Consider the following 12729-nt stretch of genomic DNA (forward strand, 5'->3'; position numbering starts at 1 on the left):
CCCAAGATGGGCGCCAAGGGAAGGGCTGCGCTAGCAGTTAGAACTTCTGTGAGTAGCCGACAAAGTAACTACGACCCTTTGCAGAATAGCTGCTGTTGTCATCTTCATAGAAAGGCCAGTCGTTATGTTTGTCGTTGCGTACGTCATACAGTGGCGGCATTTCATCGGTTAGGTTTCTCACGCCGGCGGTGAACTTACCTTTCCATGGGGCTGAGTAACTGAGCGTCAGGTTAATGGTTTGGTACGGGTCCAGGGTATCCGTTTCCATTGATTCGACATCGTCTCCATTGACGTCAGTGTACTCAAACAGGTCAACACCTTTGGCTTCGCCTGTGTAGTAATAGGCGATAGTGGCGCGAAAATCTTCATAACTCCAATTGAAGCTGGCATTACCCTTCCATTTAGGGAAGTAGTCAGTTTCAGTTTGTTCTTCAACTTCTCCGCCAGCCTGCTCTAAATACTCTTTCTTAATCAGGTAAGAGGCGGCAAGTTTCAGTTTGAACTCGCCCGCTGCGGTTTCTGGGAAGTTATAGTTGAAACTAGCATCGATACCTTCTGAGGCTTCATAGGCGCTGTTGATTGGGCCTTTACGCATACAGGCGATATTTTCAATGCCGTCATCGTCAAACTCATTGAGGTAGCCAACTTCTGTCATCTCAGTGCAGTCGTTGTATTGACCCGTTTTGTTATATTTAGGGTCGTTAATCACATCGTAGCTAGAGATGGTTTTCACTGCGCCTTCTAATTCAATGTTCCACCAGTCGATGGTCAAATCAGCATTGTCAGTTACATTCGCCACTAAGCCAACATTCCAAAACTCACCTTTTTCTTCTTCAAGGTTTAGGTTACCTGAGTTATATGAAACGTAATCATCTTCATAAATGTCATTTGGATCACTTGGGTGTGGTACGTCGATACTGCTATATCCACGAGTTTGACCAGCATATAAACGATGCATGTCTGGGGCGCGGAAACTGCGTCCCCAATTCGCGCGCACCATGACTTCATCAATTGGACGGTAACTCAAACCAACCTGCGGAGTGGTCGCGCCGCCAACATCAGAGTCATCTAGGTAATGGTCATATCGCAATGCGGCTGATAACTCCAGTGAACGTACGCCTGGCATATTAGCAAGCAATGGCCATTGGATCTCACCAGCAATGGCCACACGGTCACGGTCGCCTTCACCGCCTGTGCCGCCCATACCTATGTAGCCGCCGTCCATAGTGATTTGATCTAAGGTATCTTCATAGCTTTCACGGGCCCACTCAGCTGTGGTCGCAAATCCAATTGTCCCAGCTGAAACTTCCATTAAATCACCAGAGAAAACGGCTTGCAGTTGATGCATGGTCGAGTCTGACTCTTTAGTTGAATCGCCCATAAGATAATCAGCTTGCTCGGCTGTCATTGCTTGATTAGGGTACCATTTCTCAGTGCCACCTTGGCTGGGATCCATGGTGACGATATCTAACATCTTGGCACCATTGACCATGTGGTGATTCTGTTTTTCATAAAGGGCATAGCCGCTAGACCATGAGATATCTAGCTCGTAGTCACCTAAGGTGCCGTTGGCGCCAAACGCTAACGAGGCTTTGGTATTTTGGGTGTCATAGGTTCGTGGCCCTGGAAACTCTTCCATGCGGCGGGCGAGATAGTAGCGGTTATAATCCTCAAATTCGTATCTATCATAGCTGTAGGCCCCGCTGACTTCGTCTTCATAGAGGTAGGTGCCAAAGCCTTTTTCGTCTTTGTATTTGGTACTTTCTTTGTATGAGGCGTTAAGCATGGCATACAGTTGCCAATCATCGTTTAAATCGTAGGTGGTGTTAACGACTAAGTTTAAGCGATCATAAGCTGATTGAAGGCCGCGATCTGCATACTTGTCGTAGTAACAACCGTACTTATAATCAGGTCGGTAAATGCCTTTGTCGCCAAACAGATCACTACACTGTTGCTGATCGAGGTTGACGTATTTGTCATCGTGATAGATGCCACTGTAATCGGTGATCCGCGATGACCAGCTTGACGGCGCAGCATCGCCAAATGGGCCTGCTCCCCATGTTAATTCACCGTCGCTATTTTCATAGTAGCCAGGGTTATAAAGGCTGTCGCGATCTGAGGTTTTAATCTCTTCAACTTTACGGTATTCAAGCATAACCAAAGTTTGGCTGTTTTCTGTATTGAACCCTTGTAGATAGGATAGATCCAGCTGCTCACCGCCGCCTTGGGTGGTATCTGAATACTTAGCTTCTACTTTCGCGCCGTCATATTGCTGTTTAAGAATAATGTTGACGACACCACCAACGGCGTCTGAACCATAAATTGCCGACGCGCCGCCGGTAAGAATTTCAATTCTTTCAACTGCGGCGCTAGGAATATCTGATACATCAACAAAGTTTGATGTACCACCTACTGCAGAAGGAAATGCAGCTTGGCGACGGCCGTTGATGAGGACTAAGGTGCGGTTCGCTCCCATGCCACGTAAGTTGACTGAGCTAGCGCTATCGGTAAAACCATCGCTTTCGCCATTGAGCGAGCCGCCGGTGTTAGCTACCGACGATTGCAAGACTTCGGAGATCGAACTTAGGCCGCTACTGGCTATGTCGTCAGCCGTAATGACAGTAACTGGGGCAACGCCTTCAAAGTCTGCCCGTTTAATGCGTGAGCCGGTGACAGCAATTTTTTCGATTTTTTCATCCGCGCCAGTTTGCTCTGCAGCTTGAACGTGAGTAGTGCCTAGCGAAGCAAGCGTGATGGCTACGGAGAGTGCTGATAATTTCATTGTTGATCTCATCTCGATACAGTCCTTAGTTTTTGTAGTTAGTGACCTATTTGTGTCCCTTTAGCGCTTGGATTAACGCTTGGATCATAGGTTCTAGTGGCAGACACTTAGGGGCTAACGCCTGAATTAGCGCCAATGAATATTGCCACGTTGTTGCTGGCTTAAAGATGTAACTATTTTGTTATTGCGAGGCAATCAATGCGGGGTCGTTTATTAGTAGTTTATTTATCTATTAAATATCTATTGTGATTTTTATCAGTAACTTAAATATCTTTTAGATCTCTTCTTGCTGCTTGTGAAACTTAGGTTAAAAACGTATTATCTGTCTTAATTGTAGTGATGGGCCTGGCTGGTCTTGAGGGTGTTAGGGGGCGATTTATGAAGATTTCTAAGCATGCAAGCTTTGCGCTAAATGGCTGCAGAGTGTCTCCTGCTGATAACAGTCTCTATTTTGCTACCGACACAAATCAAGCTTTGCAGAGCGTCTCTTTACAACCTAAATTTATCGAAGTGCTCAGTTACCTTGCACGTCACCATCCAAAAGTGGTGACCAGAGAGGAGCTAATAGAAGATATTTGGGAAGGTAATCATTATGTGGGATCGAAAGCCTTAACCAATGCTATTTGGCATCTGCGTCAGCAATTGAAAGGGGTCGCGGGTGATGAAGCGGCGATTGATACCGTGCGCAAAACCGGTTACCGATTACTGATTGCACCAGAGTTCGATGCCGCGGACTTAGTTGATGAACCTGACTTGCTAGAAAAAGCCGATAATAAAATCGCCCACCTTAGTCAGCTTAATCGTCGAATCATCGCCATATTTGGTGCATTATTGGTTGTTATCCTTGGCTTTGTACTGACGCACCTGTATTTAGATAGCGTGCGCTACACCCCTAAATTGCAGACGCGGCTGACGTCTGATGCGGGCTCGGAGCTGTATCCGGTGGTCTCGCCAGATGGGCGCTGGTTAGTCTATGGTGCGCGTGGCGTTGATGGTTATGCCAGTCTATATCTTAAGGACTTGCATACCCCGAGTGATACCCCCAAGCAATTGACGTCGAGTAACAGTAAAGAGATTCGCGCAGTGTGGAGCCCCGATGGCAGTGCTTTATATTTTGCCTCTGAGCTGCGTGCCAATAAGCAGTGTTTCATTACTCGGTTAGAACTTGATAGCAATCAGACCAACACTCTCGCCGCGTGTGATACCTACAGCGCTGGGCTTGATGTGTCTCCAGATGGCCGCTATTTAGTGTTTGTTTCTGCTGATGAGCAAGTACCTGCCTCCGGGTTATACCAGCTCGACTTATCGGAGCAAACGCCGCAGGCTGTGCGCATCTCTTGCGATACTGAATGCAGCTACCGTGATCGCGATTTAGCCTTTAGCCCAGATGGACGCTGGTTAGCTATCGCTCGTCGATTTGGCAACATTTCCGAGGATCTGTTTATGCGCGAATGGGCTAGCGGTATTGAACATAGGTTGACCCGCGGGTTTGAGGATATGCGGGGCTTAAGTTGGCACCCAGATGGCAAGCGTTTAGTGTTTAGTAGTGAAAATTCCGGCGTGCGCAACGGATTTATTGTGACTGTGGCCAGCAAAAAGGTTGAACCATTGCATGTGGAGGGACTGAGTTATCCCAGGTTTGTGCCCCTTAGCCACGATATTGTTTATGCCAATTATATGCGCGACCATCGACTTAGCCGCTTAGATTTAGCCCAACATGTACCCACAACGCCATTTCCCTTGCTGAGAGTAGAATACAGCTATCGTAATCCCGATTATTCAACCATATCAAAAAGGCTTGTCTATGTTTCCAATGAAACGGGCTTTAATGAAATTTGGTCAGCGAACATCGAGGGTAATGAACGTAAGCAACATACTGCTTTAAAACGTCGAGTCGCTTATCCGAGCTGGTCCCACGACGGCAAGAAAGTGGCGTTTCTTGCCCCTGATGATAAGAGTGAAGGCAATAAAATCCATGTGTTAGATGTGGCATCAGGGAATATTACCGTATTGGCCACCGCTTATCTCGACCATCAGCGTCCTAGCTGGGGCTGGGATGACAGTTTTATAGTGGCAAATACCTACGACGGCATTACTCGCTTTTATCTGGATAATCGCCTTCCTGAAGTCATCAGTGGTGTCGATATGCGGTTGGGCAAGATGGTTAACGCCAATATCTTACTGTTTTCACGGGCGGATAAATTGGGTCTGTGGTCGATGGATATTAATAAGCCTTTAATCATTGAAGAGGTGATTGCTGCAGAGCAATTTTTTGAGCGATACAATTGGGATGTGACCGACAAAGGTGTGTACTTTCGTCAAAATGGCAGTAGCCATCAGCTCATTGCATTTTGGCGTTTCAGCACGCAACTGGTTACGCCTATTTTAAAGCTTCCGCCCTCCAGCTTACCGCGCCATGGAGCCATTAGTTATGTGGCTGATAATGAAAGCTTGTTGCTAACAGAGTCTGAGAATTACAAACGCGATGTGATTCGCTTGCAACACCGCTTACTGCAATAAGCGCTGTTGCGTCGAAATCGATTTACGGTGCTGGAAATAAGCCACCTAAAATGGCTTCGCGGCTCGCGCCGGTTACCGCTGGTAGGTTACCACTTAGCCCATGATGATGACGCATAGCTAACCACGCAAAAGCAATGCCCTCAACCCACTGCGGGGCAATGCCAATATCTTTGGTGGTCAGTATCTTATGATTAGGCAGTAAGTTAGCTAAACGCCGCATAAGTTCATCGTTGAACGCGCCGCCGCCACAGATAAATAATTCAGCATTATCTGACAGCTTAGCGCAGTCATTGGCAATACTATGGCAGGTCAAATCGAGTAAGGTCGATTGAATATCGGCTTCGCTTAAGTAGCCAAAGTTGGCCACCTGCTGTTCTAACCACGCTTGATTAAATAGCTCTCTGCCGGTACTTTTCGGCGCGGCTAACGCAAAGTATGAATGGGACAGCAGATGATTAAGTAATTGCTCGTTGGTGGTGCCAGTGGCCGCCCATGCGCCGTGCTCATCATAGGGCTTGTTGTGCACATGGTTTATCCAAGCATCAATCAGTGTATTTCCCGGCCCCGTATCAAAACCCACTACCTCGTCGGCACCACCAGGCAGGAAGGTGATATTTGAAATGCCGCCAATATTGACAATGATTCTAGGGCTGCCGGGCTGAGCAAATAATTGCTGGTGGAATGCTGGTACTAGTGGCGCACCTTGGCCACCTAAGGCGATATCTTTGCGGCGAAAATCGGCGATAACATTGATGCCGGTTAGCGCGGCAATGGTATTGGGGTCACCAATCTGCAGGGTAAAGCCCATATCTAAGTTAGGCATATGACGGATGGTTTGTCCGTGGCTGCCGATGGCGGTGATTTGCTCAGCAGGTATGGCGTTATTGGCTAACAAATTATTTACCGCTTGGGCAAACAGTTGCCCCACGGCGCGGTCTAAATTGCCCTGCAAGTTTATTTCGTCATTACCGGGCAAGCATAAGCGGGTTAAGCCTTTAAGCAGCGAGCGTGGCATGGGCTCACTGTGGCTGGCGATGAGTCGCGGTTGTTGCTGTTCAAATTCAACGAGCACGGCATCTACACCATCCATGCTGGTGCCTGACATTAGGCCGATATAATATGATTTACTCATTGGATTTCAATCCTATTGTGCTGCGAGTCTGAGCTGTTTGTTCTGCTCAAGTTGAGCCATAAGTTGTTCGCTTAGGGCTAAAAACTGCTGTTTTTGATCTGCAGCAATCGGCATAGACTTAGGGAGTTTGACCGTTCTTGGATTGCGGTGTACGCCATTGACAATAAATTCGTAATGCAAGTGTGCACCGGTGACTCGACCCGTGGCACCTAATGTACCGATGATCTGGCCCTGTTTTACGGTGGCTCCCTGTTTAACGTTACGCTTTTTCAAGTGCAAATACTTGGTGGTATAGGTGTCATTATGTTTAATAAACACGTAATTACCATTGTACTTGTTATAGGCTGACTTAATCACGCGGCCTTTACCTGCGGCTTTAATGGGAGTGCCTACCGCCGCGACATAATCGACACCACGGTGGGCCCTAACTTGGCCGGTCACTGGGTGAAGGCGGCGAGGGTTAAAGCTGGAGCTGACGTATTTAAAGTCTACAGGAGAGCGCAAAAAGGCTTTGCGCATACTGCGGCCTTCTTCTGAATAATAGTTACCATCACTGTAGCGTACTGCAGTATAGCGATCGCCTTGGTTGGTAAACTCAGCGGCTAAGATATTGCCGTTTTGCAGAAACTCACCATCGGCATATTCTTGCTCAAATAAGATAGAGAATTGATCGCCTTCACGCAGGTCGAGTGCAAAATCGATATCCCAACCGAATATAGTGGCCAGTTGCATAATTTGATTCGGGGTTAAACCAGCCCCCACACCCGCATTCCAAAAGTTACTGCTTATGGTGGCACTGGCGAAATCTTTTCTTACTTCAACCTCTTTGACGATGACCGACTCTTGATAGCCATCAGCATTGTGTTCAATGACTAAGGTTGAAATTGCATCTAAATGATAGGTTACTTTGGCCAACTCGCCGGTGTCAGTTTTACTGATCACTATCTCTTCGCCGGGCATGATGCGCAGTAAGTTCTTTTTCGCCTTAGGCAGCAAAGTGATTTCATGCACATCTCGCGGGGTTAAGCCGGCGCGTTTAAATAAAGCTGCCAAGGTATCACCGCGTTTCACTTCAAAACGTTTATCAATCAGTAATGCGGGGGTGACTGCTGGACTCGCTGCGGTATCAAGTTCTGTTGATGAGTCATTGGGCTGAGTTGGTGCCGACGCAGTTTGCGGCGCGTCTGATTGATTTTGTGATGGAGGCGTGGGCTTGCGAAAAGCTAAAGGTACCTGCTGAGGTCGCGCTTGCGGCTGAGTAGCATCACTGGGTGCTGCATCGTTAAAGCCTTCAATGCGACCAGATAAGCTGGTATTGGTGTTTTTTGATGCCTGGGCAGTGTCTGCGGGTAATAACAATATAGTTAACGTGACTACCACCAATACACTCAGTAGAACTTGATGCATTCTAGGCAATAATTTTAATAACGTTATGAGCTTTCCCATTGACCTCGATACCAATTTTGCATAATCGTGCTGCTCCCCTTAGTGTACACCCTTTCAATTGTGCTGGCTAACAAGTAACATTACTGTCCTTAATTTTACACTAGGCTCTTAGGGGTAGTTGCCAAGATGGCTGATTTAGACCAAGCACTTGCAGAAATAAAACGCGGAACCGATGAAATTTTACTTGAGTCAGATCTGCTAGAAAAGTTAAAAGAAGGCCGCCCACTGCGGATTAAACTCGGGGCAGATCCAACCGCACCCGATATTCACCTTGGCCACACTGTAATTCTTAATAAGTTAAGAACTTTCCAAGAGTTAGGTCATGAAGTGATCTTCTTGATTGGTGACTTTACCGGTATGGTTGGTGATCCAAGTGGTAAAAACAGTACTCGCCCACCTCTGACAAAAGAGCAAGTACTTGCTAACGCGGAAACCTATAAAGAGCAGGTTTATAAAATTCTTGATCCAGCTAAAACGCGCATCGAGTTCAACTCAAGCTGGCTAGAGCCGCTTGGGGCCGCAGGCATGATTCGTCTTGCTTCGCAACAGACCGTTGCACGTATGATGGAGCGTGATGACTTTAAAAAGCGTTATGGCTCGGGTCAGGCGATTGCGATCCACGAATTTATGTACCCATTATTGCAAGGCTATGACTCAGTGGCACTTAAAGCTGATGTTGAGCTAGGTGGTACCGATCAGAAGTTTAACTTACTGATGGGCCGTGAGCTGCAAAAGGCTGAAGGGCAAAAGCCACAAACCGTGATTATGATGCCTTTGCTTGAAGGTTTAGACGGCGTGAAGAAGATGTCTAAATCGGCACATAACTACATTGGCGTGAGTGAGCCTGCTGGTGAAATGTTCGGTAAAATCATGTCAATTTCAGATGAACTGATGTGGCGTTACTTTGAGCTGCTTTCATTCCGTCCACTGACTGAAATTGAGCAGTTTAAAGCTGATGTAGAAGCCGGTGCTAACCCACGTGATATCAAAATTGCGCTAGCGAAAGAGATCATTGCGCGTTTCCACGATGATGCAGCGGCAGAAGCAGCGCATCAAGAGTTTATCAATCGTTTCCAAAAAGGGGCGATTCCGGATGATATTGAAGAGCTAGAGATTGCTGCTGGCGAAGGTATCGCAATTGCCAACTTGCTTAAACAGGCTGGGCTGGTGAACTCAACTTCAGATGCCATGCGTATGATTAAGCAAGGCGCGGCTAAGATTGATGGTGCTAAAATTGAAGACACTAAGTTACAACTGTCTGCTGGCACCACCGGGGTATTCCAAGTAGGCAAACGTAAGTTTGCTAAGATTACCTTAGTGTAGTGATACACTGCATAAACAAAAACCCGCGATAAGCGGGTTTTTTTGTGTTCAAAATTGGCTAAATGCGCTTACTGCGTGGATAACTGATCGGCCATGGTTTGATAGTCCATAAGGTCTTCATGCTCAGTGACTCTGTGATTGCTCATATCAAGTTTAACCGTTGTGACCCCTGGGATGGCCAGTTCGATAATTTTTCCGGGCTTGCCAAATTGTGCACCGGGACCACGGTAATGGTAGTTGCCTATCATGACCACTAACGAGCCTGAGTTGTACATGTGTTCAATATTGAAATCGTATTCCATGACACCGCGATGGGCGCGCTCAAAGAACTGTAGAATATTGCGCTTACCGGTATAGGTTTTACTGGCTGTGCGGTCGCTAAATACACTCTCGCGATTATAAAAGGTGCTCAGCAATCGATAATCATGATCGGTTAATGCTTTAATATAACGCACGGCCATTTGCTGCTCTTTTGGCATTTCGCCTGAGTTAGCCAGCGCTGGCGCGCAGCTACAAGCAGCAAATAAGGTCAATATTAGGCGTAGATATTTAGCAATCATAAATCATGAAACTTTCTTTTTTAAGTCAAAAGCAGGCAAGGATAAATGCCATTTTATGGCCGCTAACCTTATGGTTAATGCGGTACTTAGCGCTAACAACAGCGCCACTTTATCTGCTGCGCCCCAATAGATAGACAAGGTATAACAGATCCCGCCCATAATCGAAGCTGTGGCGTAGATTTCGGTTCGTAAAATCATTGGCACTTGGCGACAAAGTAAGTCTCGAATAATGCCTCCTCCGACACCAGTTATCAAGCCCATAATCACCGCAACCATGCCTGTTAAGCCTAAACCCAGTGCTTTTTCTGCACCGATAACAGTAAACAGCGCTAATCCGAGTGCATCGGCAACCGGCAAAGTGTATTGCGGTACCCGTTTGGGCTTACGCACAAAGATTAACGTTAGCAACACGGTGGTCAGAATGACGATGATGTAATTGGGATCTTTTATCCAGAAAACGGGAGTGGTGCCGAGCAGGGCATCGCGAATACTGCCGCCGCCCACCGCCGTAACTGAAGCCAGTACGATTACGCCAAATGGGTCCATGCGGTGACGGCCAGCCGCTAGTGCGCCTGACAAAGCAAAAACGGCGGTGCCGCATAAGTCAAAGAAATAGATCCAATGGCTCATTGATCTAGCTCTTCTAAGTGATGATTAAGTGCGACCACAGAGATACGAATTTCAATCACTGACAACAACAGTGAATACAATAACAGCAACAAACTACAGCCAAAAATAATCGAGCCAGTTTGGTTAAAGCCAATATAGATAAAAATCATACACAGGACGCACAAGGCAAAACTTGAAACCCCGGCTTCTTGCATACGGCGAATAATGACAATGCGTTTCTTTAGATTGGCTAACTGAGCACTGTGTACCGGTTTGCCCTCGGTACTCAAATTGCGAATGAGTGCCGCCAATGAGAAAAAACGGTTGGTGTAGGCTAACAGCAATAGTGAAATCGCTGGAAACAGCAGAGCTGGTGTCGTTAGCGATACGTGTAGATTGTCAAACAAGTTAGCTATCTCAATAAAATCTGTGGTGGTAGCTGGCATGATACCAAGCAGTGTCACTATGTCTAGTCACCAGCTTAGGTGAAATACCGCAGTAGCGCCCATATTGCAGGGAAGGTCACTAAGGTACTAATCCAGATTAAGGTGGTAAAGCGAGTTAGCTTAATTGCCCTATTGATATCTTCTGCTGCGGGCAATCTGCCGCTGCCTACCCGTTCAAGTGTCACCTTATTGCCATTGAATTTCATCGGCCCCGCAAGCTCTAAATTGAGAATTTGCGCAAACAGCTGACAGGTTTTGAGGTGATTATTGATGGGGTGACGGCTAGGTTTTAGCTGATAAAGTAGACGGATAGCTTTGGGGCCACCCTGAATTGCTAGGGTGAAGTTCCACAGCGCTGTTGGTATAAAATACAGCACTGAGCTTAAGAAGTGGCTGGCTTTGCCAAAGTGCTGATACTGAGAGTTAACTTTCGGCCAGCAATACTCCACTTGTTTAACCATGCGTGCACCTAGCACCAGCGCTGCGCCGCCAACGGAGAAAAACAAAATGGTCGCCACCGAACCATAGATAGGTGTGGACATCATTTTCTCGATTGTGGCTTTGGCCAAACCAATGGATGACAGCTCTGTGGTGTCACGGTAAGACCACGGCGCTAAAATCTTTCTCGCTCGGGCTTTATCATCATCTTCAAGCGCGTGCTGAACCTCTTCTGCAACTCGGTTAAAGTGCTCATCGCATAGACAGAGATATAAGATGACAATCTCAAAAAACCAGGGGAAAGCTGCTAATTCCAACAAGAAGCTGATGATCAGCCAGAAGGGCAAGATAATCAGCAGCAGCGCCATAAAGCCTGCAATGGATTGTTGCTGAGCAGAGCGCTGAGGATGATTAACTTTTTGGGCTAATTGCTTAGCTAAGTGACTAAACCAGACTAAGGCTTGTGCTTCTCGTGGCAGCGGGGCCGCTTTAGCGAGCACAATAGCAACCAGCAGTATCAAGGCATCTTGATAAAAACTGCTGTCATTTAACACTTGTTGGGCAAAGTCTGGGATCATTAGGTCAATTACGCGTCCAGTTGACGAAGCAGTGACATTACCATTAGCGCTGAGTGATGGCCCGCTTTAACAATGTAACTGTCGAAATCCACTGGAGAGTCGTTATTGGCGTTATCAGACAATGAGCGAATCACCACAAAAGGCACGTTAAACTGATGGCAAACCTGCGCAATTGCCGCACCTTCCATTTCGCAAGCCGCCATTGTCGGGAAGTTGGCTAGCATCTGCTCGGTACGTTTAGGGTCGCATATAAAGCTATCGCCCGTACAAATTAGGCCTTCAATAGCCTTCACTTCACCAAGATCTGCAACGGCTTTGTTGGCTGCAGCTTTGAGCTTAGCGTCAGGAATAAATGCAGCAGGCTGTTGCGCCATTTGGCCAATTTCATAGCCAAAAGCTGTGACATCAACATCGTGATGACGCACTTCAGAAGAAATAACGATATCACCAATGTTAAGGCTATCGACAAATCCACCGGCAGAGCCCGTGTTAATCACATAGTCTGGGGCAAACTTTTCAATGAGTAAGGTGGTGGCAACGCTGGCAGTGACTTTACCGATACCTGAGCGAGTGACAATCACTTGCTTGCCTTCTAATGTCCCCGAGACCAGCTCAATGCCGGCGATAGTGACGGATTGCGGCGCTTCCATTGACTCGATTAGGTGAGCAACTTCAGGCTCCATTGCACCAATAATACCAATTTTCATTTACTGACCTTTTGACTGCGGGCTGTCGTGTGAATAACCCTATGACGAATGGGCGCTAATATAGCAATAAACGCGGCAACTGGCGAGATCCACTGTCGCAACAATGAACGGCAAAAGTGTGAGATTATCTCTAATACCAATCAGTATAAGAATTTGATCTACTCAGCGCGCTTTGGGCAAACTAATTC

10 protein-coding genes are annotated in these 12729 nt (G+C 46.9%); 2 read left to right on the forward strand and 8 right to left on the reverse strand.

Features of this window, described 5'->3' with window-relative positions:
* Window positions 1-37: 37 nt before the first annotated feature.
* Window positions 38-2782 (reverse strand): TonB-dependent receptor domain-containing protein, encoded by a 2745-nt coding sequence (locus tag L865_RS0115395; protein WP_245608450.1) that lies wholly within the window; start codon window positions 2780-2782, stop codon window positions 38-40.
* A gap of 378 nt (window positions 2783-3160) precedes the next feature.
* On the opposite strand from L865_RS0115395, the gene L865_RS0115400 reads away from it, so the two are divergent.
* On the forward strand, window positions 3161-5302 hold the full coding sequence (locus L865_RS0115400) for a winged helix-turn-helix domain-containing protein (protein WP_028774050.1): 2142 nt from the start codon (window positions 3161-3163) through the stop codon (window positions 5300-5302).
* Window positions 5303-5324: 22 nt separating this feature from the next.
* Here L865_RS0115400 and L865_RS0115405 read toward each other — a convergent pair whose 3' ends face one another.
* Together L865_RS0115405 and L865_RS0115410 are read right to left on the reverse strand one after the other, a co-directional pair.
* Window positions 5325-6434, reverse strand: coding sequence for an anhydro-N-acetylmuramic acid kinase (locus L865_RS0115405; protein WP_028774051.1), 1110 nt, complete (start codon window positions 6432-6434; stop codon window positions 5325-5327).
* A gap of 12 nt (window positions 6435-6446) precedes the next feature.
* Window positions 6447-7880, reverse strand: coding sequence for a peptidoglycan DD-metalloendopeptidase family protein (locus L865_RS0115410; protein WP_028774052.1), 1434 nt, complete (start codon window positions 7878-7880; stop codon window positions 6447-6449).
* A 126-nt stretch (window positions 7881-8006) separates the two neighbouring features.
* Between L865_RS0115410 and tyrS the strand changes: the two genes are divergently transcribed.
* Entirely contained in the window at window positions 8007-9203 is a 1197-nt protein-coding gene (gene tyrS, locus L865_RS0115415; protein ID WP_028774053.1) for a tyrosine--tRNA ligase, read from the forward strand.
* Between the two features lie 68 nt (window positions 9204-9271).
* On the opposite strand, the gene L865_RS0115420 is transcribed toward tyrS, so the two are convergent.
* Genes L865_RS0115420 through mtnN form a run of 5 tightly spaced genes read right to left on the reverse strand, consistent with a single transcriptional unit; the run spans window position 9272 to window position 12541 of the window.
* A complete protein-coding gene (locus tag L865_RS0115420) occupies window positions 9272-9763 on the reverse strand; it encodes a nuclear transport factor 2 family protein (protein ID WP_028774054.1) in 492 nt (163 codons plus the stop codon).
* A gap of 3 nt (window positions 9764-9766) precedes the next feature.
* The gene (locus tag L865_RS0115425) at window positions 9767-10393 is read right to left on the reverse strand and encodes a trimeric intracellular cation channel family protein (protein ID WP_028774055.1); all 627 of its coding nucleotides are present in this window, start codon (window positions 10391-10393) and stop codon (window positions 9767-9769) included.
* Window positions 10390-10818 carry a DUF2721 domain-containing protein gene (locus tag L865_RS0115430; RefSeq protein ID WP_051484647.1) on the reverse strand — a complete coding sequence of 143 codons (429 nt, stop codon included), beginning with the start codon at window positions 10816-10818 and terminating at the stop codon, window positions 10390-10392. Before L865_RS0115430 ends, L865_RS0115425 begins: the two co-directional genes overlap by 4 nt.
* 35 nt (window positions 10819-10853) lie before the next feature.
* On the reverse strand, window positions 10854-11834 hold the full coding sequence (locus L865_RS0115435) for a cobalamin biosynthesis protein CobD/CbiB (RefSeq protein WP_028774057.1): 981 nt from the start codon (window positions 11832-11834) through the stop codon (window positions 10854-10856).
* A gap of 8 nt (window positions 11835-11842) precedes the next feature.
* Complete coding sequence (mtnN, locus tag L865_RS0115440) at window positions 11843-12541, reverse strand: 5'-methylthioadenosine/S-adenosylhomocysteine nucleosidase (protein ID WP_028774058.1); 699 nt, start codon at window positions 12539-12541, stop codon at window positions 11843-11845.
* Window positions 12542-12729: the final 188 nt, after the last annotated feature.

Origin of the sequence: Shewanella waksmanii ATCC BAA-643, assembly GCF_000518805.1 — a bacterium.
In the GTDB taxonomy this organism is placed as follows: Bacteria; Pseudomonadota; Gammaproteobacteria; order Enterobacterales; family Shewanellaceae; genus Shewanella; species Shewanella waksmanii.

Coding starts and splice junctions, on each gene's coding strand:
- L865_RS0115410 (WP_028774052.1), bottom strand. CDS start 7,880: ATGGGAAAGCTCATAACGTTATTAAAATTATTGCCTAGAATGCATCAA.
- L865_RS0115395 (WP_245608450.1), bottom strand. CDS start 2,782: ATGAAATTATCAGCACTCTCCGTAGCCATCACGCTTGCTTCGCTAGGC.
- L865_RS0115420 (WP_028774054.1), bottom strand. CDS start 9,763: ATGATTGCTAAATATCTACGCCTAATATTGACCTTATTTGCTGCTTGT.
- L865_RS0115435 (WP_028774057.1), bottom strand. CDS start 11,834: ATGATCCCAGACTTTGCCCAACAAGTGTTAAATGACAGCAGTTTTTAT.
- tyrS (WP_028774053.1), top strand. CDS start 8,007: ATGGCTGATTTAGACCAAGCACTTGCAGAAATAAAACGCGGAACCGAT.
- L865_RS0115400 (WP_028774050.1), top strand. CDS start 3,161: ATGAAGATTTCTAAGCATGCAAGCTTTGCGCTAAATGGCTGCAGAGTG.
- L865_RS0115425 (WP_028774055.1), bottom strand. CDS start 10,393: ATGAGCCATTGGATCTATTTCTTTGACTTATGCGGCACCGCCGTTTTT.
- L865_RS0115405 (WP_028774051.1), bottom strand. CDS start 6,434: ATGAGTAAATCATATTATATCGGCCTAATGTCAGGCACCAGCATGGAT.
- mtnN (WP_028774058.1), bottom strand. CDS start 12,541: ATGAAAATTGGTATTATTGGTGCAATGGAGCCTGAAGTTGCTCACCTA.
- L865_RS0115430 (WP_051484647.1), bottom strand. CDS start 10,818: ATGCCAGCTACCACCACAGATTTTATTGAGATAGCTAACTTGTTTGAC.